General features: G+C 53.4%; 19 protein-coding genes. 10 read left to right on the top strand and 9 right to left on the bottom strand.

What is annotated here, in order from left to right; all coding sequences use genetic code 11:
- Positions 1 to 6 precede the first annotated feature (6 nt).
- Positions 7 to 1185, bottom strand: coding sequence for a glycosyltransferase family 4 protein (locus tag QMZ30_RS08805; RefSeq protein WP_283227057.1), 1179 nt, complete (start codon positions 1183 to 1185; stop codon positions 7 to 9).
- Between the two features lie 493 nt (positions 1186 to 1678).
- Here QMZ30_RS08805 and QMZ30_RS08810 point away from each other — a divergent pair, with 493 nt between their 5' ends.
- Positions 1679 to 2884 (top strand): MFS transporter, encoded by a 1206-nt coding sequence (locus QMZ30_RS08810; protein WP_283227058.1) that lies wholly within the window; start codon positions 1679 to 1681, stop codon positions 2882 to 2884.
- Here the strand turns inward: QMZ30_RS08810 and ppk2 are convergent.
- Together ppk2 and QMZ30_RS08820 are read right to left on the bottom strand one after the other, a co-directional pair.
- Entirely contained in the window at positions 2881 to 3801 is a 921-nt protein-coding gene (gene ppk2 / locus QMZ30_RS08815) for a polyphosphate kinase 2 (RefSeq protein WP_283227059.1), read from the bottom strand. The genes QMZ30_RS08810 and ppk2 overlap by 4 nt on opposite strands.
- 12 nt (positions 3802 to 3813) lie before the next feature.
- Positions 3814 to 5424, bottom strand: a complete 1611-nt coding sequence (locus tag QMZ30_RS08820; RefSeq protein WP_283227060.1) for an inorganic phosphate transporter — start codon at positions 5422 to 5424, stop codon at positions 3814 to 3816.
- A gap of 165 nt (positions 5425 to 5589) precedes the next feature.
- Here QMZ30_RS08820 and QMZ30_RS08825 point away from each other — a divergent pair, with 165 nt between their 5' ends.
- A complete protein-coding gene (locus QMZ30_RS08825) occupies positions 5590 to 6612 on the top strand; it encodes a transporter (RefSeq protein ID WP_283227061.1) in 1023 nt (340 codons plus the stop codon).
- A 146-nt stretch (positions 6613 to 6758) separates the two neighbouring features.
- Here QMZ30_RS08825 and QMZ30_RS08830 read toward each other — a convergent pair whose 3' ends face one another.
- On the bottom strand, positions 6759 to 7835 hold the full coding sequence (locus QMZ30_RS08830; RefSeq protein ID WP_283227062.1) for a L,D-transpeptidase family protein: 1077 nt from the start codon (positions 7833 to 7835) through the stop codon (positions 6759 to 6761).
- 197 nt (positions 7836 to 8032) lie between these two features.
- Positions 8033 to 9847 carry a glycoside hydrolase family 15 protein gene (locus tag QMZ30_RS08835; protein WP_283227063.1) on the bottom strand — a complete coding sequence of 605 codons (1815 nt, stop codon included), beginning with the start codon at positions 9845 to 9847 and terminating at the stop codon, positions 8033 to 8035.
- 119 nt (positions 9848 to 9966) lie between these two features.
- Between QMZ30_RS08835 and QMZ30_RS08840 the strand changes: the two genes are divergently transcribed.
- Positions 9967 to 10746, top strand: coding sequence for an SDR family oxidoreductase (locus QMZ30_RS08840; protein WP_283227064.1), 780 nt, complete (start codon positions 9967 to 9969; stop codon positions 10744 to 10746).
- Here the strand turns inward: QMZ30_RS08840 and QMZ30_RS08845 are convergent.
- Positions 10743 to 11318 carry a DedA family protein gene (locus tag QMZ30_RS08845; RefSeq protein ID WP_283227065.1) on the bottom strand — a complete coding sequence of 192 codons (576 nt, stop codon included), beginning with the start codon at positions 11316 to 11318 and terminating at the stop codon, positions 10743 to 10745. The two genes, QMZ30_RS08840 and QMZ30_RS08845, sit on opposite strands and share 4 nt — an antisense overlap.
- Before the next feature lie 168 nt (positions 11319 to 11486).
- On the opposite strand from QMZ30_RS08845, the gene QMZ30_RS08850 reads away from it, so the two are divergent.
- From QMZ30_RS08850 to QMZ30_RS08865, 4 genes are all read left to right on the top strand, one after another.
- Positions 11487 to 12074 carry a Yip1 family protein gene (locus QMZ30_RS08850; protein WP_283227066.1) on the top strand — a complete coding sequence of 196 codons (588 nt, stop codon included), beginning with the start codon at positions 11487 to 11489 and terminating at the stop codon, positions 12072 to 12074.
- 218 nt (positions 12075 to 12292) lie between these two features.
- Entirely contained in the window at positions 12293 to 13231 is a 939-nt protein-coding gene (gene pbpG, locus QMZ30_RS08855) for a D-alanyl-D-alanine endopeptidase (RefSeq protein WP_283227110.1), read from the top strand.
- A 224-nt stretch (positions 13232 to 13455) separates the two neighbouring features.
- Positions 13456 to 15897 carry a DUF3772 domain-containing protein gene (locus QMZ30_RS08860; protein ID WP_283227067.1) on the top strand — a complete coding sequence of 814 codons (2442 nt, stop codon included), beginning with the start codon at positions 13456 to 13458 and terminating at the stop codon, positions 15895 to 15897.
- A gap of 431 nt (positions 15898 to 16328) precedes the next feature.
- Positions 16329 to 17402 (top strand): colicin-like pore-forming protein, encoded by a 1074-nt coding sequence (locus QMZ30_RS08865; protein ID WP_283227068.1) that lies wholly within the window; start codon positions 16329 to 16331, stop codon positions 17400 to 17402.
- Positions 17403 to 17429: 27 nt separating this feature from the next.
- On the opposite strand, the gene QMZ30_RS08870 is transcribed toward QMZ30_RS08865, so the two are convergent.
- On the bottom strand, positions 17430 to 17759 hold the full coding sequence (locus QMZ30_RS08870) for a colicin E1 family microcin immunity protein (protein ID WP_283227069.1): 330 nt from the start codon (positions 17757 to 17759) through the stop codon (positions 17430 to 17432).
- A gap of 188 nt (positions 17760 to 17947) precedes the next feature.
- Complete coding sequence (gene dld / locus QMZ30_RS08875; RefSeq protein WP_283227070.1) at positions 17948 to 19657, bottom strand: D-lactate dehydrogenase; 1710 nt, start codon at positions 19655 to 19657, stop codon at positions 17948 to 17950.
- A 155-nt stretch (positions 19658 to 19812) separates the two neighbouring features.
- On the opposite strand from dld, the gene bglX reads away from it, so the two are divergent.
- Together bglX and QMZ30_RS08885 are read left to right on the top strand one after the other, a co-directional pair.
- Positions 19813 to 22110, top strand: a complete 2298-nt coding sequence (bglX, locus tag QMZ30_RS08880; protein ID WP_283227071.1) for a beta-glucosidase BglX — start codon at positions 19813 to 19815, stop codon at positions 22108 to 22110.
- A gap of 110 nt (positions 22111 to 22220) precedes the next feature.
- Positions 22221 to 23084, top strand: coding sequence for an oxygenase MpaB family protein (locus QMZ30_RS08885; protein WP_283227072.1), 864 nt, complete (start codon positions 22221 to 22223; stop codon positions 23082 to 23084).
- Positions 23085 to 23087: 3 nt separating this feature from the next.
- Here the strand turns inward: QMZ30_RS08885 and QMZ30_RS08890 are convergent, their stop codons facing one another.
- On the bottom strand, positions 23088 to 23381 hold the full coding sequence (locus QMZ30_RS08890; protein ID WP_283227073.1) for a hypothetical protein: 294 nt from the start codon (positions 23379 to 23381) through the stop codon (positions 23088 to 23090).
- A 224-nt stretch (positions 23382 to 23605) separates the two neighbouring features.
- On the opposite strand from QMZ30_RS08890, the gene QMZ30_RS08895 reads away from it, so the two are divergent.
- Positions 23606 to 24715, top strand: a complete 1110-nt coding sequence (locus tag QMZ30_RS08895; RefSeq protein WP_283227074.1) for a suppressor of fused domain protein — start codon at positions 23606 to 23608, stop codon at positions 24713 to 24715.
- Positions 24716 to 24722: the final 7 nt, after the last annotated feature.

The raw sequence follows: 24722 nt of genomic DNA on the forward strand, positions 1-24722 counted from the left end.
CCTTCATTATTTAAACGCTGCTGAATAGTGTGTCTGCTTACTGGCTGCGTAAAAGCGGACCATCTGCTCACTGAATTTCACTGGGTCATGGTGTTCCGCAATTCTTTTCAGTGATTGCGCGGAGTACTGGGTAATGAGCCCCGGATTACGCAGAATATCCACGATATGACCTTTCAACTGCTGCACGATCTGGTGGCGAATACCCTTTTTGCTCTCGTCTGAGTTAATCTCATACTCATGCTGATCATTTAATGGCAGTTGGATAAGCCAGCCGGTACCCGCTGGATTGATCTCGGGTAAGGCGCGAACATTGGTGGTGATCACCGGGCAGCCGCTGGCCTGCATTTCCAGTACCGAGAAGCCATAAGTATTGTGCCAGCTTGGCAAAAAACCGACGTGTGAACGCTGCATGAAGGTTAAGACTTGCGGGTTAGGTAAAGCGTTAAAGTGTTGGATGTGTGGAGACGTTTTGATCAGATGTTCAATGTAAGCATAAAACGCTTCGTCGTCCTGAAATGGCCCAAGGGCAATATTATGTCGCTTGGCTAAATCTCCAATCATCGTGACCTGAAGTCGGCTTCGTGTGAAAACATCTTCGGCGGTCAATTCAGAAATCGCCAGCACCACCTCAGCGCCCCCCTTACGATAGAAATCATTCCCGATAAAGATGAAGTGAATTTTTCCCGGTGATATTAAACGCGGTTTTACACACAGCAACGGCTGAGGCGGATGGAGAATACGCAGCTTATGGGCTGCTGCCGCCTTGATGGCAGGGAAAGCCTCCAGCAACTTCAGTTGGATGTTGAAGGTCGCTTGTGAGATGGCAATCAGGTACAAACATTCATCCCTGGCGATTAATGCCAGTTGCGAGTGCAATTCAGGATTAGCGGTTTTTTCCACGCCGGGGACGGGCAACACGCGAGGGATTTCAGTCTCAAAGGTGGCGATCCAGTTTCTCTTGGTATGGGCAACTTCGTTAAAGAGATGAATGACATCCGCACTGTGCGGCAGTAAGCCAGGCAGCGGATAAAAGATGAATTGCTTATTTTTATGCAGCAGCCTGGATCTGACGGCGTTTAGATAAAAGTAAATGTTCTTTTTCCGGCAATCAATATACTGGTGGTGAGGGTTAGTGATGATATTTCTTTTTTCAGGATATCCGCTTCCACTGATGATTATCTTCATAATCTCTCCCGGCAGGTAGGGTACAGAGTGAAATAAAAACATGTCGAGCAATGAGAAGTTTCGCGCGCTGAGGGGGTAGGTTACTCACTGAAAGTAACCACCTGAATTTGGTTTTATAATCTGTAACCTAAGGCTTGATGGCGACAGAATCTATGTTTAATGCGGATGTTCAAATATCACTCGCGTTAATGATTGAAATCCAATCCGCTTACTGTCTGGTTTTGCTATAAATTTTTTCTGATAAATGCTAAATGTGCCTGCCAATAGGGGGATTTTTCAGATTTGTCATGTCTATGGTTTAAAAAAACTAAATTAAATTCGCTTATTAAAGTTAATTAATAATAAGTATCTGGCATTTGATATTATTTAGTGCCTGAGATTGTTGTTTGCATACGGAATTACGCTATTACACAGTTCCAGCTAAAGTCAGGTTCAAGATGAACGCTATTCGCGCTATAGTAGTGGCCTACATTCATCTGTAATGCCATCACTTATGTCAGACGCCGCTGTACTGAGCCATGCTCAGTTAAATAAACGCATCATTTCCGTCATCATCTTCACCTTTTTCTGCTATCTCTCGGTGGGGTTGCCATTGGCGGTACTCCCCGGATTTGTGCACAACCAACTGGGCTTCAGCTCGTTTATTGCTGGCTTGATCATCAGCCTGCAATACTTCGCGACCCTGCTTAGCCGACCTCATTCCGGGCGCCTGGCCGATCGTTATGGCCCTAAGCGCGTGGTGATGATGGGATTAGTGTGCTGCGGTATGAGCGGCGTGCTCTCCATCATCGCGGCGCTGTTTAGTGATGTGCCGATGCTGAGCCTGGCGCTGCTGGCCACAGGCAGACTGTTCCTGGGCGTGGGCGAAAGCTTTAGCAGCACGGGCTCAACGCTCTGGGGCATGAATATTGTTGGGCCATTACAAACCGCACGTGTGATTTCATGGAATGGCGTTGCCACCTATTTCGCCATGGCAATCGGTGCGCCATTGGGTGTGTTGCTCAATCAGTGGTTTGGTATCAGCGGCTTTGCTGGCTTGGTCGCGGTAATGGGTGTGGTGGGTTTCTGGATGGCGAGTCGCAAAGCGCCTGTTAAGGTCACTGCCGGCGTGCGCATTCCGTTCCACCGGGTGGTGAGCCGCGTCTGGCTGTTTGGTCTGGCGCTGGGGTTCGGCACCATCGGTTTTGGCGTGATTTCCACCTTCATTACGCTCTATTTCGCCAGCCGTGACTGGAGTGGCGCGGCCTTTGCCCTGACGCTATTCAGCCTCGGGTTTGTGCTGGTGCGCCTTGCGGGCGGCCGTTACATCACGCGATTTGGTGGCATTAAAGTGTCGCTGGTGTCGTTTGTGCTGGAGTGTGCAGGTTTGCTGCTGATTTGGCAGGCAGACAGCAGCTGGCTGGTTGATATTGGCGCCTTCCTGACCGGTGGCGGATTCTCATTGGTGTTCCCGGCGCTGGGCGTCGAAGCGGTGAAACGCGTGCAGCAGCAGGATCAGGGATCGGCGTTGGGCACCTATTCGGCCTTTCTTGATTTAGGGCTGGGACTAACCGGACCGGTGGCGGGTTTACTGATTGGTCATTGGGGTATGCAGTCGGTTTATCTGGCTGCGGCACTGATGGTTTTAGGCGCATTCCTGATTACTTTGCGCTTGCAACAGCAGCACGGCCGCCAGGCGACCGTGCCCACGGTGAATTAGTACTTTTCTGGTACTACCATGTTTTCCGGGACTGGTGCGCGGCGATAATCTTCATGACGTTCGCGCATCGGTAACATAATCGTTTTCGATTCACTCTCTTCGTACGGCACTTGCTGCAACAGATGGCTAATGCAGTTCAGACGCGCACGTTTTTTATCGACGCCTTGCACTACCCACCATGGCGCTTCAGGAATGTGGGTGCGTTCCAGCATCTCTTCTTTCGCTTCGGTATAGTCTTCCCAACGACGACGGCTTTCGAGATCCATCGGGCTGAGTTTCCACTGTTTCAATGGATCGTGAATACGGCTGAGGAAGCGGAGTTCCTGCTCTTCGTCAGTGATCGAGAACCAGTACTTGATGATCTGAATGCCGCTGCGCGTCAGCATTTTTTCGAATTCCGGCACACTGCGGTAGAACTCTTCTACTTCGGCTTCATTACAGAAACCCATCACGCGTTCAACACCTGCGCGGTTATACCAGCTACGGTCAAACATCACGATCTCACCGGCGGCTGGCAGATGCGCGATATAACGCTGAAAATACCACTGGGTTTTCTCACGGTCGTTAGGCGCGGGCAGGGCAGCCACGCGACAGGTGCGTGGGTTCAAACGCTGTGTGATACGTTTGATCACGCCGCCTTTACCTGCGGCATCACGGCCTTCAAACAGAATGACCACACGATGTCCGGTACGCATCACCCAATCCTGCAACTTCACCAGTTCGCCTTGCAGATGCAACAGCTCGCGGAAGTAGCGGCGACGGAAGGCTTTATCGTCTTCTTGCTGGGGTTCACCGTTATCCTTGAAGCGCAGATCATCCAGCTCCATCTCCAACTCTTCGTCGTAGCTGTCATAGAATTCTTGCAGTAAACGCGCATTAAACGTCTCACTGCGGAAGTTATTGTCGTGTGTCGCCATGACTTTTCCCCGTTACAGATGAATAAACAGAGCGTAAAGCAGCCCTGAAAGTAAGACTGAGACCGGCAGCGTCAATACCCACGCCAGCGCGAGGTTACGGATGGTGGAGAGCTGCAGGCCTGATTTGTTAGCCGCCATAGAACCGGCTACGCCCGATGAGAGCACGTGTGTGGTGGAGACCGGCAAGCCGAAGACGTCAGCCGCACCGATGGTGGCCATGGCCACTAATTCAGCACTGGCACCCTGGGCATAAGTCAGATGGGTTTTGCCGATACGTTCACCCACGGTGACCACAATGCGACGCCAACCCACCATGGTGCCGAGGCCGAGGGCGATCGCCACCACCACTTTTACCCACATCGGGATAAAGCGTGTGGCCGCATCCAGTTCTTTCTTCACCGCAGTGAGGTTGCTGGCAATCTCTTCTGGCACCGGCACTTTGGCCGATTGCAGATGTTTGATGGTTTCCGAAGCGAGGTACATATCATTACGGGTGTTGGTCACCGCCTGGGCCGGAATGTTCTCTACCGAACCGTACTGGCGAATCTGTTCGCCGATATCACCTAGCATCATGCCCAGCGCAGGCAGAACCTGTGGGCGGTTCTGGCTGGTGCGCACATATTCCGTCAGGACTTCGCGTGGAGCAGGCATCGCGGCTGGAGGCGGCTGCAGCGCCAGTAACTGCTGTTCAGTGACCTGGGTTAACGCGGCAACGCGCGGGATTTGGTCCGGCGGCAGTGAGCGGTTCAGGGCATAGGCAATCGGCATGGTGCCCACCAGAATCAGCATAATCAGCCCCATCCCTTTCTGCCCATCATTCGAGCCGTGGGCAAAGGAGACGCCGGTGCAGGTCAGGATCAGCAGACCACGGATCCACGGCGGCGGTGGCTGGTTGTCTTTTGGCGCTTCATACAGTTGACGATTGCGGATAAAGGCTTTCATCGCCAACAGCAGCAGGGCGGCGCAGATAAAGCCGACCACCGGTGACAGCAGCAGGGCATAGCCCACTTTGATGGCCTGATCCCAGTCTACGCCGCTGGTACCACTGCGGCCGTGCAGCAGGGCATTGGCTACGCCCACACCGATGATCGATCCAATCAGCGTATGTGAGGAAGACGCGGGCAAGCCGAAATACCAGGTGCCGAGGTTCCAGATGATCGCGGAGAACAGCAGGGCATACACCATGGCAAAGCCGTTGCCGCTACCCGCTTGCAGGATCAGCTCCACGGGCAGCAGGGAAATGATGCCAAACGCCACCACGCCGCTGGAGAGCAATACGCCAAGGAAGTTACAGAATCCAGACCACACTACGGCCACACCCGGTGACAGAGAGTGGGTGTAAATCACCGTTGCGACGGCATTGGCGGTGTCATGGAAGCCGTTCACAAACTCAAAGCCGAGGGCAATCAATAGTGCGACCCCCAGCAGCAAGAATGGCGTGTAGCTGGTGACCGGCGCACCGGTCTCTTCTACGTCATTGAACAGATTGATCGCGGTAAAGAGCAGGCCGGCACACAGGAGTACCAGGAAAATGATACGTGAGACACGACCGCTGCCTTGGTTAAGATTCGGGCGTCCGCTGGGAGACGATGTTGTCGATGCAGGTAAACTGTTTTCAGCCATAACACACCCCGGTGTGGATTGACGATGCTCGAACGGCATCCGTTACTGGCAGTGTGATACGTGGTTTGTATGACAGAATGATGATGGCGATCACAGTGTGTCATCTTGCTGTAACACGGCTGTCGCAGTCTGTGGATCTGACCGCTCCGGGATCCTCACGCTGCCATGTTCCAGCCTGTCTTGCCGCTTGCCTCACTGCCGGATTTCAATAATGAAGTCGCTGGCCTTATTCATGGTTACTTGTTCACACCGGAAGCGCCGCCACAAAGGCTTAACGCGCGTGAGGCCTCACAGCTTGCACAACAAGATCTGCCCGAATCTTACTTTCTGTGGCTTCACATCAACCTTAACCACGCGCGCGCTGAGCGCTGGGTTCAGGACCACTTTAGTGTTGATAATGATTTTTTCGACGAGATACATTCCGCCTCGCCGCGCACCCGTTTAGCCCATCAAAACGATGCGCTGCTGGCGGTACTTAATGATGTGACTTTCAGTAAAGAAGAGCGCAGTACGCAGAACGCCACGCTGTGGATTTGGTGCTGTGCACACGTCATCGTCACTGCACGCTATCGGCCGGTGGGGATGATTGAACGCATGCACCAGCAAATTGACCGGCTGGAATTTAACGAACCCGACGCGATGCTGTTGTGGCTGCTGGGCGAGCAGGAAGCACAGTTGGAGCAGGTGGTGCGCCGTTCCAGCCAGGCGGTGGATGCGATAGAAGAGCGGCTGCTCAGTGCGGCGATTAAAACCAACCGCAGCGAACTGGGGCATCTGCGGCGCATGTTGCTGCGTGTGCAGCGTTTGCTGGCCCCCGAACCCGCGGCACTGTTCCGTTTACTGAATCGTCCACCTAAATGGCTCAAGCGTGAACCGCTGTCAGAACTGCGCATTTTCACTGAAGAGTTCAGCGTCGCGCTCAGTGATTTGGCGGGGCTAATGGAGCGCATACGTTTGTTGCAGGAAGAGATTGCTGCGAGCCTGATGGAACAAAGCAACCGCACGCTGTTCTTGCTGACGGTGATTACGGTGCTGGCGCTGCCGATTAATATCGTGGCGGGTTTTTTTGGCATGAACGTCGGCGGCATTCCGCTGGCGAACAATCCGCACGGATTTCTGCTGCTGGTGATTGTGGTGCTGGTATTTACGCTGGTGGCAGGATGGCTGGCGTTGAAGCGAAGAATGTAGTTTACGGGCGGCTTTAGGGCCAGTGCGCATAAATGCGCACCCTACAAAACCTGTGCACTGTTGTTGTCGGGGCGCCATTGATGGCGACCGCCCATAAAAAAGCCAGCCTCAACGGGCTGGCTTTTTACTGCAACGCTTAGGTGAGATTACAGGCTGTTGCCGGTCGCAGGTTGTGCAGCAGGGGCTGCATCAGTTTGCGGTGCAACGGCGCTGGCGCCTTGCGGGGTCATGGGCTCTTCTTTCGGCTGTGCGTCAGAAGACTCCTGAACCGGAACCGGAGCAGGCATCACTTCGCCCTGAGGACCGTTAATTTTGGTTGGCATACCGTCACGCGCCTGAATAGCCTTGTTCACGGCATCCTGGTTGGTGCTGGCATCGGCAATCACTTTGGTCACGGCAGCAGTCAGAGTAATTGGCACCACTTCACGTGAGTTAAACTGCTCTTCGGTAGTAGAGAGTGGGTTGTGCACCTCAACATAACGAGAACCGTCTGGCTCAACGGTGGCTTTCACTGGCTGATCGATAAACTGCACGCGCGTACCGACTGGCACATTGTCGAACAACCATTTGATATCGTCAGCACGCAGACGCACACAGCCGTGGCTCACACGCAGGCCGATACCGAAGTTGGCGTTAGTACCGTGCACGGCATAAAGACGGCCGATGTACAGCGCATATAAACCCATTGGGTTATCTGGACCCGCCGGGAACACGGCGGGGATGCTTTCGCCACGCGATGCGTATTCTGCATGCATCGCTTTGGTCGGCGTCCAGGTTGGGCCGGCTTTCTTACGCTGTACACTGGTCGTCCAGTTGACTGGGGTGTCTTTACCCAGCTCGCCGATACCGATTGGCAGCACAACAACGGTCTTGGTGCCTTTCGGGTAGTAGTAAAGACGCATTTCCGCGCTGTTGATCACGATACCTTCACGCGGCGCGTCAGGCAGAATCAGCTGCTGTGGGATCACCATCTTGGTGCCAGCTTTAGGCAGATAAACATCCACGCCCGGATTGGCTTCCAGCATATTGCTGAGGCCCATCTGATACTGTGCAGCAAAGGCTTCCAGCGGAAGACGGCTGTCATCAGGCACGGTGATTTCAAGGTTTTCGCCGATCAAACGGCTGTTAGCCGCTGGCAGCGGATAGACTACTGCAAATGCCGACTGGCTGAACGCCGCCAGTACCAGGGCGAGTGAAGCGAACGCGCGAATGCTCTTTTTCATGTTTTTCAAGTCGTTATGGCCATGTTTCAGGCTTGTCAGTGTGTCGAATCCATCTCGGTCTTAATGACCCGGTGCGCATTATATGTGCATAGGCGCAGTGATGGGAATCATGATTTTCGTTAGCTGAGGATACTTTACCCAAATAGTAGGATTTACCAGACTATTCTCTTTGCTGTGTCGCCCAAAATGTGAATTTCTTAAGGCTGCCACAGCGTTACTTCATTGCTCAGCTTACGATTGAGGAAAAAAGCGGCACTGATCAATGCCAGATGTGACAACGCCTGCGGCATATTACCCAGTGCTTCCCCGTGCGTGGTGAATTCCTCCGCGTACAGCCCCAACGGATTGGCATAACTCAGCAGCTTTTCGAACTCAAAATGCGCCTCATGTACCCGCCCGGCACGCGCCAGACACTCGACATACCAGAACGAACAGGCAGCAAAAGAGCCTTCGCCCCCGGTTAAAGCATCGGCAGGCGTCTCACTAATGTTATAGCGCCGCACTAAACCGTCGCTCACCAAATGGGTTTTAATGGCATCCAGCGTGGCGATCCAGTCGGGATCGGTGGAGCTGACGAAACGGACCAGTGGCATCAACAGCATGGATGCATCGAGGAATTTTCCCCCACGGGTGGCGGTGAAGTGTCCGAGTTCGGGATTCCAGAAGTTTTGCCAGATATCGTCGCGGATTTCGCTACGCACCCGATCCCAACGTTCATACGGCATCGGCAGTGAGCGCTTCAGCCCGAGGCGCAGTGCGCGATCCAGCGCGACCCAACACATCAAACGCGAATGCAGGAAGTGTTCCGGCTCGCCGCGCATCTCCCAAATACCGGCATCGGGCTGATTCCAGTTCGCGCAAACATAATCGATCATATCGGAAACATGTCGCCAGCCGCGCTGTGAAATTGCTTCACCGTATTTGTTGGCGAGATAAATGGCATCCATTAACTCGCCGTAAATATCGAGTTGAGTTTGTCGCCACGCATCATTACCGATGCGCACCGGACGCGAATTGGCGTATCCAGAGAGATTCAGCAGTTCGGTTTCATGCAGTTCCGTCCCGCTGTCCAGACGGTACATCACTTGCAGGTGCGGGGTGTCGTCATGGCTGTGCTCCACACAGCGTCCGACCCAATGGGTGAAGTCACGCGCTTCTTCCACATAACCCAGCCGCATTAGCGCGTACATGCTGAAGGAGGCATCACGGATCCACGAGGCGCGATAATCCCAATTGCGCTCGCCGCCCAGCTCTTCCGGCAAACCAAAGGTGGCGGCAGCGGCGATAGAACCGTGCTGTTTTGAGGTCAGGAGTTTTAGCGCGAGGGCTGAACGCGTCACCATTTCCTGCCAGCGACCGCGATAGGTGCGGTGGCTGCTCCAGTGACGCCAGTAGTTCAGGGTCTCACTGAAGCATTGTTCGGTGGCGATTTCCGCAACGAACGGATCTTCATCACTGCCAAACACGAACTCGGCAGACTCTCCGGCTTTCAGGGCAAAGGTCGCCACTGCGCTGTGGTTTTCCCGCGTCATCACCACCGTCGCGCTGAGACGTAAGGCGGGCTGACCTTCCGCAAGAAACGCGATGCCGCCAGGGCGTAATTCGGTGTGGGTGTCGGCACGGGCATAATCATGGCGCGGTGCGCACAGCAGATGAAAGTTGGCCGATCCGCGCACCATTTTTACCCGACGTACCAGACGTGGCACTTTATTGGGTTGATCGCAGATGGGCATGTAATCGGTGATTTCCGCCACGCCTGCGTCACCCAGCCACCGGGTTTGTAGGATGTTGGTGTCCGGCAGGTAAAGCTGCTGCTGGCGGGCATTTTGCCAGTCGGGTGCCAGCGAGAACAATCCCGCTTCATCGCCGTCGAGCAGGGCGGCAAACACCGATGGGCTATCGAGCTCGGGCCAACAGAGATAATCGATGGTGCCGTCATTGGCGATGAGTGCACAGGTGCGTAAATCGCCGATGACACCGTGGTCATCAATTTTGCGTTTAATGGTGCTCATGCGGCCTCCCTTGGCGGTATCTGATTGTTAACTATAGACGAAAAGCTTTTTTCAGCTGGGGCGGGGCACGGAAGGATAACTTCTATACTGTGAAGACACCCTTCACGCAGGAGAATGTTATGGCATTAGGCAAACAGAAAGTGGCGGTGGTCACCGGTGCGGATTCGGGAATTGGCCGCAGTTGTGCGGTGATGCTGGCGGAAGCGGGTTATACCCTCGGCATTACGTGGCGCTCAGATGAAAAGGGCGCGCAGGAAACCGCACGGCTGGTGGAGAGCAAAGGGCAAACGGCGCAAGTACGGCAACTGGATCTCTCCGATCCACAAGAAGGCGGCAAGCAACTGGCGCAACTGATTAACTCGCTGGGACGCATTGATGTGCTGGTCAATAACGCGGGCGTGATGCTTAAAGCGGATTTCCTTGACGTCACCTTTGAAGACTGGCGAAAAACCTTCAACGTTGATGTCGATGGCTCTTTTATCTGTGGGCAAATTGCAGCGCGACATATGGTTGATCAAGGGGATGGCGGGCGCATCATCAACATCACCTCGGTGCATGAACACACCCCACTGCCCGATGCGACAGCCTACACCGCGGCAAAACATGCGTTGGGCGGATTGACCAAATCGATGGCGCTCAGCTTGTTGCCGCACCACATTCTGGTGAATGCCGTGGCGCCAGGCGCGATTGCAACGGCGATGAACAACCTGACTGACGATCAGGCTCGCAGCACGCGCATGCCGGAAATCCCGATTGGGCGTCCCGGCGATACGCGAGAAGTGGCGAGTTTAGTGGCGTGGCTCTGTTCCGAGTGGGCCACCTACACCACCGGTCAATCCTTTATCGTTGACGGCGGTTTTATGCTGGCCAATCCGCAGTTTAAGGGCTATCACTATTAGCCCGCCCGGCGGTGATTCCATCGGCGAATGACATAACGCAGCACGACGCCGAACACAATCGCCGCCACCAACCACAGTAAGTGTTTGAAGTGCTGGTCAAGCTTGTGCAGCCACGGTGTGATGATCTCCCCCGCAAAGTAGCCGAGAGTCACGAAGATCAGCGACCAGATGGCCGCACCGATGACGTTGAGCACAAAAAAACGCAGCGGTTTCAGACGACTGGTGCCGATGATGATAGGGCCGATAATGCGAAAACCATACATAAAGCGCACGCCGATGACAAACAGGCTAGGGCGCTTTTGAATCAGGTGATTGGCCTTGCGAATGGTGTCCTGATGTTTACGAAAACGGCGCAGGATGCGCGTGCCATAACGGCGACCCAACCAGAACAGCAACTGATCGCCAATAATCCCGCCGGCCATGGCGGCCAGTACCACACCAGTGAAGTGCAGCAAGCCTTCATGCGCTGCCACGCCGCCCAGCAGAGTAAAGGTTTCCCCTTCTGCGATACAGCCAATCAGCAGCGCCAGATAGCCATATTGCGTAATTAATCCATTGATATCGAGATGCAAATTATCCTCCCTGTCGTGAATGAATCAGGTAACAGTTTATACGCCAGTGGCTTTTTTTGTGCCGCTGTCCGCAAAAACAGCAGCGCCGATTATACTTGAAGGGAAGCTGCCTGAGTTGGACAGTCTGATAGCTGGAGGGGCAGCCCATCGCATCAGAGGAGTGATTTTATGAATCATGTCTGGGGTCTTCTGGCGCATCCTAACCAGGAAATGCGCGATATCAAGCAAGAAAACGAGAGCGTTTCGCACCACTACACCCACCATGTTTTGATGATGGCCGCGATCCCGGTGATTTGCGCCTTTATCGGTACTACGCAACTGGGCTGGAATCTGGGCGAAGGGCAGTTTGTTCAACTCAATCTACTGACCGGCATCGGTCTGGGCATTCTGTTTTATCTGATTATTTTAGGTGGCGTGGCGGTGATGGGCCGCGTCATTCACTGGATGGCACGTAACTATCCGCAGCGTCCGAGCATACCGCGCTGTACCGTGTTTGCAGGCTATGTCGCAACACCGCTGTTTATCAGCGGCCTGGTGGCGCTCTATCCACTGGTGTGGCTGTGCGTGTTGGCGGGAGCGGTTGCTCTGCTTTACACCGGCTATCTGCTGTATGTCGGCATTCCGGTGTTCCTCAATATCGACCGGGATGAGAGCCTGCGCTTCTCAGGTTCAACGCTGGCCATCGGTGTGTTGGTGTTTGAAGTGCTGCTGGCGTTGACGGTGGTGCTGTGGGGTTATGGGCCGCGATTGTTCTGATGGGCGGTTGCCATAAATGGCAACCCTGCAGATAAATCATGGAATATAAGGTCGTCATTTATGACGACCTTTTTTTAACGCCCGGAAACAATCTACCTAAGAAATTTCGCAGGGAAATGGGTATGATGCTGCTGCCAGCCCGCATCCCGTCTGGTTTGATGCGTGCGGCCTGTGTTTCAAGCACAGCGCAAAACTCCTTACCGGATTTTCCTGACACGATGTCTGTAAAAATGCGTATTTCCTTGCTGTCGCTGGCGCTGTTTGTCGCCGCGCCCGCAGCTGTAACACCTGCACTGGCCGCGCCTGCTGCGCTATCTAATCTGGCGCCGATTGCGCAACCGCAAATCGCCTCCGGCAGTGCGATGATTGTCGATCTTGAAACCAACAAGGTGCTGTTCTCCAGCCATCCCGATCGTGTGCGTCCGATCGCGTCGCTCACCAAGCTGATGACCGCCATGGTGGTGTTGGATGCCAAGCTGCCGATGGATGAAATGCTCTCCGTTGATATCAGCCATACGCCTGAGATGCGCGGTGTGTTTTCACGCGTCAAACTGAACAGTGAAATTAGCCGTCGCAATATGCTGCTGCTGGCGCTGATGTCATCGGAAAACCGTGCTGCCGCTAGCCTGGCGCATCATTATCCCGGTGGTTATGATGCCTTTATCCGCGCCATGAATGCCAAAGCGCGCGCGCTGGGTATGACGCACACGCATTATGTTGAACCGACCGGTTTGTCGATTCACAACGTCTCGAACGCGGAAGATCTAATCAAGTTGGCAAAAGCCACGCGTCAATATCCGTTGATTGGTGAATTGAGCACCACCAAAGAAGACACCGCCGTATTTAAGCATCCGAACTATGCCCTGCCGTTCCGCAACACCAATCATCTGGTGTACAAAAATGACTGGCGTATTGCGTTGACCAAAACCGGTTACACCGATGAAGCGGGTCACTGTCTGGTGATGCGCACGGTGATTAATAACCGTCCGGTCGCGCTGGTGGTACTGGATGCCTTTGGTAAGTACACCCACTTTGCCGATGCCAACCGTCTGCGTGACTGGCTGGAAACCGGCAAAGCCGCGCCGGTACCGGCAGCTGCCTTGGCGTACAAGAAACAGAAATCGTCGCAAACGGCCAGCACTGCTGACGTGGAGTAAAGCATCAGGTTTGGTCGCCATCAATGGAGGCCCTACAGGTTATGCACGTTGTTATGTAGGGTCGCCATGAATGGCGACCTTTTAAAAATGAAAATCCCTTATCGTCAGCACCAATGTTTTACCGCTTCATTCCTATAGTTTCCGTTTCGGCTACGCTCTACACTGGCCGCCATTCATTATTAACTGGTATTTATCGGCTGTTATTGCGCTGGAATCTCACTCATATGTTTAAGCTTCGTTCGCTCCTTACCCCAATTTTACTGCTGCTGGTGCTGTTGAGCCCGGCGCTCAGTTTCGCGGATGACACGGCCGCTGCGGCGCAGCAAGAGGACGCCGCGCCGAAGGTGAATCCTTCCGTTGAACTGCCGAAAATGCAGAAAATCCTCGATAAAATTAAAGGCCAGGTGTCCGGTGATACTAACGAAAACCAGCTCAACCAGCTCAATGAGATGGCGCTGGAGCTTTCGGGTAATGCAGACACCCTCGGTCAGGCTTTGATCCCGCAACGTCAGCAGCTGGATGCACAGTTAGCGGTACTGGGGCCCGCCCCGAAAGCGGACAGCGGCGTGAAAGAGACGCCCGAAGTGACGCGCAAACGCTCCTCGCTGGAAAGCCAGAAAAGCAAACTGGACGATCAGATCAAACAGGCCGAAGGGATTAAGAACGGTGCGCTGGTGCTCTCATCGCAGATCGTTAACCTGCGTCGTGATCAGTTGAAAAGCCAGTTAGCCTTAAATTCCGGCAGTATTCTGGGGCCGAAATTCTGGTCACCGCTGGTGAGCCGTCAGGATCTCGACGGCGAGAAGATCAGTGATTTTATCGCGGAACTGCAAGACACCGCAGCGCTCTCCTGGGAGCCAGGCTGGCGTTTTGGCACCATTGGCTGGTTGATTGCAGCGATGCTGGTGATGACACTGGGCCGTCGCTACAGCGAAGAATTTCTGGCGTGGGTAAGCATCCATAAAATGCCGGAAGGGCGCTTGCGTCGCAGTTTCCTGGCGGCAGCCATTGCGCTCACCACCCTGGCGGCCGTGGTGCTGACTTTCAACTTTATTGCGCTGGCATTTACCCGCCGCGATGAAGTCTCTACCGATGTGCAAGATTTTGTTGAGCGTCTGGTCCAGCTCAGCGTCTATTGCGGACTGATTGCCGGTTTAGGCCGTGCGTTCCTGTCAACGCGCCGTCCAAGCTGGCGTTTGCCGAGCATCTCCAATGAAGTAGCGCAGGCGTTAAAGCCGTTCCCACCGATTACCGCTGCGCTGGTGTTTGTCTTCCAGACCGCTGAATCTTTCAACTACAGCGTTGGCACCAGCCTGAATACCACCATTTTCGCCAACGGACTGACTGCACTGTTGATTGGCAGTACGGGACTGGCGATCAGCATGCGCACTAACCGCGTGCGTCGTCGCATGGTGCAAGAGGGCAATGCCCCTGAGGCTCGTCCGACCATTGTGGGCTTGGTGCAACTGGCGCTGACCATTACGGCACTGGCGATTCTGATTTCACTGATCATCGGTTACGTTACGCTGGCCCGCTTCCTGAGTTATGAAGTGATTTGGTGTGGCATTTTGTTCGGCTCATTCTACTTCCTCAGCCACTTGGTGAATGATGGCTGCGAGAGCCTGTTTTCCACCAATAATGCCACGGGCAAACGTCTGCAGGGCTCGCTGAATATCGACGAGCGCCACTTGCAGCAGGCCGCTACGCTGCTGGCGGCTGTCGGCAAAACGGCGCTGATTGGGTTTGTCGCGCTGGCGTTGCTCAATGGCACCTTCGCTTCTTCCACCCCGATTGAGCTTATCCAGAAGGTGATTGAATTCTGGGGAGGCAAAGGGCTGGAGTCGCTGAACATTGTGCCGGCGCACATGGTCAATGCGATCCTCTGCCTGGTGGTGGGCATCTACGTGCTGCGCTCAGTACGCCGTTGGCTGGATAAAGATTTCCTGCCCAAAACCACCATGGATGTGGGCATGCGCGTGTCGCTGGTGACGCTGTTCAGCAATATCGGGTATGTGCTGATCATCTTGCTGACGCTGTCGATCATGGGCCTGCAGTGGAACAAACTGGCGTGGATCGTCAGTGCCTTGTCAGTCGGTATCGGTTTCGGCTTGCAGGAGATCGTGAAGAACTTTATCTCCGGTCTGATTTTGCTGACCGAACGCCCGGTTAAAGTGGGCGACCTCGTCAGCATTAGCGGTATTGAAGGGGATATTCGCCGCATTAATGTGCGTGCCACTGAGATTCAGCTCAGCGATAAATCCACGGTGATTGTGCCAAACTCGCAGCTAATCTCGCAAAACGTGCGCAACGCCACCATGGGCAATGCGCAGGGTGTCGTGACCATTTTACTGACTTTCCCACTGGATATTGATCCGGTGCGCGTGCGCGAAATTTTGCTTGAGGTTTATCAGGAGAATGAACGTATTCTGGAAACGCCCGAGCCTTCGGTATCCTTTAAAGACCTTACGCCTGCAGGCATTGTGCTGAGCGTCACCGGTAACGTGGCCAGTCAGCGTCAGATCTCAGGGGCGAAAAGTGATTTGCTGTTCGATATTCTGACGCGTCTGCGCAAAGAGGGCATTGTGCTGTCTACGCCGCAAACGATGATTATTGAGCGCCGTGCGTTGCCTGCAACTGTGCAGGATGAAGGAGAGCAACTGCCTTAACATCGGACGGCATCAATGCCGACCTTTCCATGGGTCGGCACAATATTTTGTAGGGTGCGCATTGATGCGCACCTGGATCGATAAGATCTTCACCGCCCAACCCCCAACCCCCAACCCCCAACCCCCAAACGCGTTTTTCTCTTTTTAAATAACTTATATGTCACTTAAAAAATACCTTTGTCAGTATTTTTTTTGTTGTCGACATGATGAAACAAATAGGAATCTAATTTATTTAATTGGCAGTTGTCTGCTTAGAGTAAATCAGATAAATGGCGAGAACTCTGGAAGTGGCTCTCAATTTTTTATTTAAAATCTTGGATGAAGATGCGAGATCTTGATTTCATTTCTCCATTGTAGAAAATAAAACCGCTGAACAATAACGACTGGTTTTATTACTAGATATCTTAGGGAAGTGAGAAAAGGAGATTTGTATGGTCGTAGGTGATGGAACGTCATGGAGTTCTGAACGTGGAAGCCGTCCTGGTTACGGTGGTAGTACCGGGAATTCAGGTGGGAATGGGAGTGTCTCTAATAACGGGCTCTCTAACACGCAGGGTACGCCAGTCAATAAAGATGTCGCCGGTAAAATGGCCAGATTGGCAGGTATAGATACATCGCATATTATCGGCTACTTTTTAGATTCAGATGGAAGAGTTATTGGTATAGATACACGCATTTCCGGTGATGCCTATGGTGTAGCTATTGGATATTTGCCACCTAATCCAAGAGGTCATGATATATCAAGTAATGTAAATTCGCCGGGAGGTAACGTACCATTTAATTTCGATGTTTCTGAAACCAGAAAGGTTGAACTCAGAAGAATAATTTCGAAAAATGCTAGATTAGCGAATTCATCCCAATCCGGAATAAGTATCACTAAAGCGAGGCAAGTTACGGCTAAAGCGCAGATGGAGTTAGCTCTGATAGATATGTATAACAAACATAAGCCGTCAGAGCCAGACTTGGCTAATGCTATCAGGATTACAACCGATTTTTATAAGGAAGTTACTGGAAAGCTTGGTGAACGGGCGGCAAAGCAAGCACGTGACTACGCGGATCTGGTAAAGGGTAAGCGACTCCGTAGTGTTGAGTCAGCTAATCGCGCTATGAGTAAATACTCGAACTCATTAATCAAAAGATATGGAATGAAGGATCGGCATGCATTAGCAAATGCAATTAAAGCAAAGAATCTTAGTAAGCTTGCAGAAAAATACAGTCAGTATAGTAAAGCCTTGGGTTACTATGGACATGCTGCTGATGTGATTAATGTAGTCCTTGAACTAACAGAAGCAATTAAAACAAACTCATGGAAAAAGTTTTTCATCAAGTTAGAAGCTTTGATTGCGGGTAAAGTAGCGACTGCTGCAGTTGCTTTCGCATTTGTTGCTATTACCGGTGTCCCTTTAGGAATATTAGGTTATGCACTGATTATGGCCGCAGTGGGAGCAATGGTGAATGATGCTTTAATTAATAGCATGAACATGAAACTTGGGATTAAACTGTAATTTAAAGTCAAATAAAAGCAAGGTCAGTTACTTGGCCTTGTATGTTGATTTGATTAGAATGATTATTAGAGAAATGGGTGACATTACATAAGCTAGTAGCCAATATATTGCTATTATACCACTTTTTCCAATGTCATTAGCGAAGAAACCTGTATTCCAAAACTCTTCACTCGTATACCTTAAGGCGATTTTTTCAATGGCGAGTTTTGAATAAGGAAATAAAAAACATCCGATGATGAAATATAGTAGCACCCAATCAAGTCTGGCACAGTCTTCTGCGTTGTACCAAAAATAGGTATATGCAGAAAGGATGATAAATCCCTTGGGGAAGTTTTTAATATAATATTTTTTTTGCATTGATTTTTCATCCGTGAAAAATAATTAAGTGTTTAAATTTTAATGTGTTGAGTAAAACGTTGCAAGATACAATCCAGTCAATTCATGTGAGGTTACCCTTACAAATGTAGGGTAAACCTGAATGTCGCCCCTATATTGGGGCCGGCAGAATATTTTGTAAGGTGCGCATTGATGCGCACCTGGATTTATCAGACCTTCACCGCCCATCCTTTCTGCTTACTGGTTTTACCAATCCCCGGATTAAAAGTATTGGTCGGGTCCAGTTGCCGGTAAAACGCCTGCAGCTGCGGTTTCGCCTGATACAGATGTCCCACATTGTGCTCAGCCGGATACTCCGCACCGCGTTCGCTGAGGATCGCCAGCATCTTCTCTTTTAATGCGTGGGCATCCACGCCTTTCTTCACGATGTAATCTTGATGGAACACATGGCAGAAGAAGTGGCCGTAATAGAGGCGATGACTGAGGTCATGATCAAACTCTGGCGGTAAACGCTCAAACCAGTCGTTGTCATTACGGCGTAGTGCGATATCCAGCGCCAGAATATCCTCCACTTCATTGGCATGTACGGCGTGATAACGCACGGCGGCACCGGCTGCGGCAAAACGATGCAGGAAGGCATGTGCGCCCTCTTTGGCATCGCAGGCAAAAAACTCGCCGCCGCCTTCGCGGAAGTATTCGTGCAGATACTCTTGCGCTTCCGTCACCCCTTCACCGGACATCTTCAGCATCAGATGATGCTCAAACTTGTCACGGTACTGTTTCATGCGTTTGGGCAGGTGCGCAGGCAGCCAGCCGCTAATACGTTGCAGCAGGCGATCGGTGAGATGTGGTTTGACGAAGCTCAGTTTAGCCAGCCAGGCGTCGACACGGCCTTTTAAGGTGAAGAACAGCGGCATCTTATCGGTGCCGAGTTTGTCGATCATCACGAAGGTATCTTTGCCGTACACCTCGGCGATATCAAAAATATCGCGGTGCATATATTCGCCCGCGACCGGTAAATTGTTAAATTCTGCCAAAATATGACGGCGCAGATCGCCCAGCACCACCGGATCGTTGGTGCCGATATAAAACACCTGCTGTTTGGGCTCGGTGGGGAAGGTGTCGAGACGCACGGCGAACACCGCCAGTTTGCCCGCGCAGCCAGACGCTTCAAACAGGCGACGTTCGTCGGCGTTAAAACGGGCTGGCGTATCCGCATGGATATCGCGCACTCGCTCCGCATACTCATGGTCCGAAGCATGACGTTCATCCCAGCGCACATCGTTCTGCTGCCAGCGATCGTCATCAAGACGACCGAGTATCTCTTCCGGCGAGTGGCCGAGATCCATCCCCAGGTGGTTCACCAGCTTCAGTTTGCCCTCGGCGTCAATCTGCGCGTAAAGCGCCATTTCACTGTAAGCCGGACCGCGTTTGATCAGCGAACCGCCTGAATTATTACAAATTCCGCCCATCACCGATGCGCCGATACAGGATGACCCGATCACCGAATGCGGCTCGCGCCCCAGCGGTTTTAACGCTTTTTCCAGTTGATACAGGGTACTGCCGGGGAAGGCGAGGATCTGGTTGCCGCCATCAATCAGCTGCAATTTGTCGAGACGCAGCGTGCTGATGATCACCACCGGACGATCGTAATCGTTGCCGTTGGGGGTAGAACCTTCCGTCAAACCGGTGTTGGCCGCCTGCATCAGAATCACCGCATCGGCCTGCACCAGCGCCTGAAGTACACGCCACAGTTCCAGCAGTGTACCTGGAAACACCACCGCTAGCGCATCGCCCTCGCCTGAACGAAAGCCTTTACGGTAGCGCGCGGTCTGTTCCGCTTCGGTTAACAGGTGCGAAGGCCCGACCAGGCGGCGCAGCTCAGCAAGCAGTGTAGGGTGTGAGGTGTTGTTATTCATGAACCTGTCCTTGTCGTTAACGTTGCGTTTCTACTGTAGCATGCGCCAACAGCGTGGTCGCGGTGTGACATCCGTTGCTACCTGCTATCCTCATGTTGTGGCACACTGCCCCGGTTATTTCGATATTGCGCAGTTACTTAAGAGAACCCGACCTGATGAAATGGATTTACTCTGTTAGCCTCGCTGTTTCCCTTGCCATGCAACCTGCCTTCGCAGATGAGCTGTTTGGCCCCCATCCAATGACTGAACAAGCGCGTGACACCTTTGTGAATCAGCTGCTCAGCAAAATGACCCTTGATGAAAAAATTGGGCAGATGCGCCTGATCAGCGTGGGACCGGATACGCCCAAAGAGGCGGTCCGCGACATGATTCAGCACGGCCAGGTTGGTGCCATTTTTAATACCGTCACGCGGCCCGATATCCGTGTGATGCAGGACCAGGTGATGCAACTCAGCCGCCTGAAAATTCCCCTGTTCTTCGCCTACGATGTGGTGCACGGTCAACGCACTATTTTCCCGATTCCGCTCGGCCTGGCGGCCAGCTGGGATCTGGATGCGATTGGCGAAGTCGGCCGTATCTCAGCCTATGAGGCCGCCGACGATGGCCTGAATATGACGTGGGCACCGATGGTGGATGTGTCGCGCGAACCACGCTGGGGCCGTGTGTCCGAAGGTTTTGGCGAAGACACCTTCCTGAGCGCGCAGATGGGCAGCGCCATGGTGAAAGCGATGCAGGGTAAAAGCGCCGCCGACCGTTATTCGATCATGACCAGCGTCAAGCACTTTGCTGCCTATGGTGCGGTAGAGGGCGGTCGTGATTACAACACCGTGGACATGAGCCCACAGCGCTTATTCCAGGACTATCTGCCGCCGTACAAAGCGTCACTGGATGCCGGTAGCGGCGGGGTGATGGTGGCGCTCAACTCACTGAACGGGACACCTGCGACGGCGGATAGCTGGTTGCTGAAAGACCTGCTGCGCGGGGAATGGAAGTTCAAAGGCATCACCATTAGTGACCACGGCGCCATCAAAGAGCTGCTGAAACACGGTGTGGCCAGCGACCCACAGGACGCGGTGCGGATTGCGCTGAAATCTGGCATCGATATGAGCATGAGCGACGAGTACTACAGCAAATATCTGCCTGGCCTGGTGAAAAGCGGTGCCGTGAGTATGGCGGAGATTGATGATGCCGCGCGTCATGTGCTGAACGTCAAATACGACATGGGACTGTTTAACGATCCTTACAGTCATTTAGGCCCGAAAGGCAGCGATCCGCAGGACACCAACGCCGAGAGCCGACTGCATCGTGCCGAAGCGCGTGACGTGGCGCGTAAAAGTATCGTACTGCTAAAAAACTGGCATGAAACGCTGCCGCTGAATAAAGGCGCAACCGTGGCGCTGGTCGGCCCGTTAGCGGATAGCCAGCGCGACATTATGGGCAGCTGGTCAGCGGCGGGCGTGGCTAAGCAATCCATCCCTCTGTTGCAAGGCATGAAGAATGCGATGGCAGGCAAAGGCACCTTGCTGTATGCCAAGGGTGCCAACATCACCGACAACAAAGGCATTCAGGATTTCCTCAACCTTTATGAGCAGGCGGTCAGCGTCGACAAACGTTCGCCACAGGAATTGATTGATGAAGCCGTTGCTCAGGCGAAGAAAGCCGATGTAGTGGTGGCCGCCGTCGGTGAAGCGCAGGGCATGGCGCATGAAGCCTCCAGCCGCAGCGATTTGGTCATCCCGCCAAGCCAGCAAAAGCTGCTGGCAGCGCTGAAAGCTACCGGCAAGCCGTTGGTGATTGTGCTGATGAACGGCCGTCCGTTGACGGTGGTGAATGAAGATCGTATCGCGGATGCGATGGTCGAGACCTGGTTTAGCGGCACCGAAGGCGGCAATGCCATCGCTGACGTGCTGTTTGGCGACTATAACCCATCGGGCAAGTTGCCGATGTCCTTCCCGCGTTCAGTGGGCCAGTTGCCGATTTACTACAACCACTTGCCAACCGGTCGCCCGTATAATTTCGCCAAGCCTAACAAGTACACGTCGCACTATTACGATGCGGTGAACGGTCCGCTTTATCCGTTTGGTTACGGTTTGAGCTACACCACCTTTAAGGTATCGCCAGTGAAAATGTCCGCCAAAACCATGCCGCGTAACGGCACGGTGGAAGCCAGCGTCACGGTGACCAACACCGGCAAGCGTGATGGCGCAACGGTGGTGCAGATGTATCTCAACGATCCGGTTGCCAGCATGAGTCGTCCGGTGCAGGAGCTGCGTGGCTTCAAGCGCATTATGCTGAAAGCGGGCGAATCGCAGACCGTGAGCTTTAAGATTGATGTGGATGCCTTGAAATTCTGGAACCAGAAAATGCAGCACGTCGCCGAACCGGGCAAATTCAACGTGATGATTGGCCTGGATTCCGTGCGTACTGAAGATGGGCAGTTTGATTATTTATAACCATTAACAGTTTGCACCTCCTGTAGCGGCGCGATTTATCGCGCTGCTACACATCGCAGTATATGATATCCCTCAGCCATTCCTGCCAACGGGCACAACCACCAATCACCATGAACCTGCGCAAACGCATCGAACAGCAAGTCTTTCGCCTTAACGGTCTGTCACTCAACGAGTTTGATATTTCGCAACCGCCTGGCGATCCCGGCTTGTTTGGGCCGGATCATATTATCTGGCGTGTACACGGCGATTTTCCCTCAATGTTATGTGGCGGTATCAGCGCGTTGATGCTGCAAATGCTGCATCCGGCCGCGCTGGCAGGGGTGTGGGATCACTCTAATTTCCGGCAGGACATGCTGGGACGCTTACGCCGCACCAGCCAGTTCATTGCCGTGACCACGTTCGGCAATACGGTGGATGCCAACATTCTGATTGAACGCGTCAAACGTATTCATCTGCGGGTGACCGGCATTGATAATGCGGGCCAACCCTATGCCGCCAGCGATCCGCATCTGCTCACCTGGGTACACGTGGCGGAAACCAGCCGCTTCCTCGCGGCGCATTTGCGCTACAAAAATCCGCATCTCAGCCACGCCGATCAGGATCGTTACTACCTGGAAGCCGCGCTGATTGCGGAGGCGCTCGGGGCGCAACTGGTGCCAAAAAGTGTTAAGGCGGTGGAGGATTATCTGCAGGCGATGCGTCCAGAACTGGTCTGTGATGAACGTACGCGAGAAGTGATGCACCTGCTGATCAACGCTCCTGCACCTTCGTGGCAGGCGAAACCGGCCATGGAAGTGATGTTAAAAGCGGGCATGGGGCTATTACCGGACTGGGCGCAACAGCAGATTCAGCATCCGATCGGTCGCTTCACCCAGTGGCGGGTAGATAAAGAGATTGCCGTGATTGCCGGACTGCTGCGTTGGTCAATTCAGCGCGGTGCTTACGCCCGTGCGATGCAACGCATGGGGCGCTGAGGGTCACAGGTGAAGCTCATCCTGCTTTTTCGTGTAGGTACGCGGTGTGCGGGCTTCGCGTTTTAAGATCAGTTGGCGCTGCTGATAATGATGCAACAACATGCCCAGTCCCAATCCTATCAGTGCCAGCGGCAGCAAACTGTAATAGATATCAATCGGTAGCAACACCAGCAGTGCGACGCCACCCAGCAAAATGGTCAACGCCGACATCACCCACGTGTAGCGAATAAACAGCCACACCAAAATCGCGAATATGACGACGTCACGCAGATTCAAATCGAGATTTTGCAGCACCATATCGGCCATTCCACAAGGGTTAATGCGCTGACAATAGCATGCGAGACGGCAAAAGAATCACGAATTAATGTGATGTCTGAAAGTGCAGCCTGCTGCTATTCATTAGCATCTCTCAAGATTCCTGTTGGCACTTTGAGAGTTTTACCCTTGTGTCACGTGGTGCGAGTGTCGATCCTGCTCTATTCTCAGGGAAAATGGATCCCTCTAGGCTTTGTCGAGGCGTTATGACACACCAACCTCTGATTGCTGAGGTGCCTAATCAGCAAAATACACTTACCGCCATCGTCGAACAGGATGCGCGTACCGCCTATTTCTATATCTGGCCGAACGATCTGTTTCGCAGCCAGTATGCCGTGCGCGGTTGCTGGCTGCGCAACCTGTTGCCCGCCCCGGCGCGCGAAGATCGTGAAGCGATGGAGCAGGGCATTGCACCGCTGCTCAGCGCGGAATATTGCCGTACGCTGGAAGCGGAGCCGATGCTCGATCCGGCTGGTTTACAAATCCTGTGGGAGCCGAGCGATGACGGGGCCGCGCTCTGGTATTACGGCCAGTTGCTGGCGGTGATCCCCGGCTGGAGCCTCTATCAGGACAAGCAGGTCAGCTTCTCTGCGGGCTGCATCAAAGAGAACCGCCTCACCGCGCCACTCGGGTCTGCTTCCACCAATGATTATTATGCGCGCGCCGAGCAACAGCGCCATTTCTGGCGTGACTGGCATGATGGCCAGTTGTGGGACAGCGTGCAGCGCGATGTGATGCAGTGCTATCAGGCGCAGTTTGGCGAATCGGTGAAGTACTACGCCATCGATCAGGGCAACTGGCCGCCGATGGCGATTTCACAGCACTGGCACAATGGCGTTTGGTATTTTCTCACCCTCGGCATGGCGATCCGTCCGATGCCGCAAGTGGATTATCTGTTTGATGAGCTGGCACCGCAGTATCGCCGCGTGGAATTAGCGATGGCAGTGGATGGCGAAGTGATGACGGAAGCCAACGCGGTACAAATGGCGAGTGCGCTGGCAGAGTTCGCCCACCTGCCATGGGCGCGCCTGACGTGGATTGGCGAAGGGCACACGCTGGCATCCGAAGTGGCGCCAGTGGGCTTTGAGAGTTTCCTGCTGGCGAATGACCTGGCACCGGAAGCGGCACAGTTCCGTTTGCCAAAGCGCGATGGTGATCGCCCCAATTTGTTGTGGGCCACGCCGATCACTGAAGCAGAACGCCAGTTTGCCCAGTCTGATGAACGCGGCGGCCAGCAGCTGTTACAGCGTTTACAGGCTGACGGGAATAACCACGTGTTCCGACCGCGTCAGGAAGTGGTGGATCCGTTGCAGTGAGGTTATC

The organism is Pantoea sp. EA-12 (assembly GCF_030053355.1).
Classification (GTDB): Bacteria; Pseudomonadota; Gammaproteobacteria; order Enterobacterales; family Enterobacteriaceae; genus Pantoea; species Pantoea vagans_C.

Excerpts from the sequence above, each read along its gene's own strand:
- QMZ30_RS08805 (WP_283227057.1), bottom strand. The coding sequence starts at position 1,185 with ATGAAGATAATCATCAGTGGAAGCGGATATCCTGAAAAAAGAAATATC.
- QMZ30_RS08810 (WP_283227058.1), top strand. The coding sequence starts at position 1,679 with ATGTCAGACGCCGCTGTACTGAGCCATGCTCAGTTAAATAAACGCATC.
- ppk2 (WP_283227059.1), bottom strand. The coding sequence starts at position 3,801 with ATGGCGACACACGACAATAACTTCCGCAGTGAGACGTTTAATGCGCGT.
- QMZ30_RS08820 (WP_283227060.1), bottom strand. The coding sequence starts at position 5,424 with ATGGCTGAAAACAGTTTACCTGCATCGACAACATCGTCTCCCAGCGGA.
- QMZ30_RS08825 (WP_283227061.1), top strand. The coding sequence starts at position 5,590 with ATGTTCCAGCCTGTCTTGCCGCTTGCCTCACTGCCGGATTTCAATAAT.
- QMZ30_RS08830 (WP_283227062.1), bottom strand. The coding sequence starts at position 7,835 with ATGAAAAAGAGCATTCGCGCGTTCGCTTCACTCGCCCTGGTACTGGCG.
- QMZ30_RS08835 (WP_283227063.1), bottom strand. The coding sequence starts at position 9,847 with ATGAGCACCATTAAACGCAAAATTGATGACCACGGTGTCATCGGCGAT.
- QMZ30_RS08840 (WP_283227064.1), top strand. The coding sequence starts at position 9,967 with ATGGCATTAGGCAAACAGAAAGTGGCGGTGGTCACCGGTGCGGATTCG.
- QMZ30_RS08850 (WP_283227066.1), top strand. The coding sequence starts at position 11,487 with ATGAATCATGTCTGGGGTCTTCTGGCGCATCCTAACCAGGAAATGCGC.
- pbpG (WP_283227110.1), top strand. The coding sequence starts at position 12,293 with ATGTCTGTAAAAATGCGTATTTCCTTGCTGTCGCTGGCGCTGTTTGTC.
- QMZ30_RS08860 (WP_283227067.1), top strand. The coding sequence starts at position 13,456 with ATGTTTAAGCTTCGTTCGCTCCTTACCCCAATTTTACTGCTGCTGGTG.
- QMZ30_RS08865 (WP_283227068.1), top strand. The coding sequence starts at position 16,329 with ATGGTCGTAGGTGATGGAACGTCATGGAGTTCTGAACGTGGAAGCCGT.
- QMZ30_RS08870 (WP_283227069.1), bottom strand. The coding sequence starts at position 17,759 with ATGCAAAAAAAATATTATATTAAAAACTTCCCCAAGGGATTTATCATC.
- dld (WP_283227070.1), bottom strand. The coding sequence starts at position 19,657 with ATGAATAACAACACCTCACACCCTACACTGCTTGCTGAGCTGCGCCGC.
- bglX (WP_283227071.1), top strand. The coding sequence starts at position 19,813 with ATGAAATGGATTTACTCTGTTAGCCTCGCTGTTTCCCTTGCCATGCAA.
- QMZ30_RS08885 (WP_283227072.1), top strand. The coding sequence starts at position 22,221 with ATGAACCTGCGCAAACGCATCGAACAGCAAGTCTTTCGCCTTAACGGT.
- QMZ30_RS08890 (WP_283227073.1), bottom strand. The coding sequence starts at position 23,381 with ATGGTGCTGCAAAATCTCGATTTGAATCTGCGTGACGTCGTCATATTC.
- QMZ30_RS08895 (WP_283227074.1), top strand. The coding sequence starts at position 23,606 with ATGACACACCAACCTCTGATTGCTGAGGTGCCTAATCAGCAAAATACA.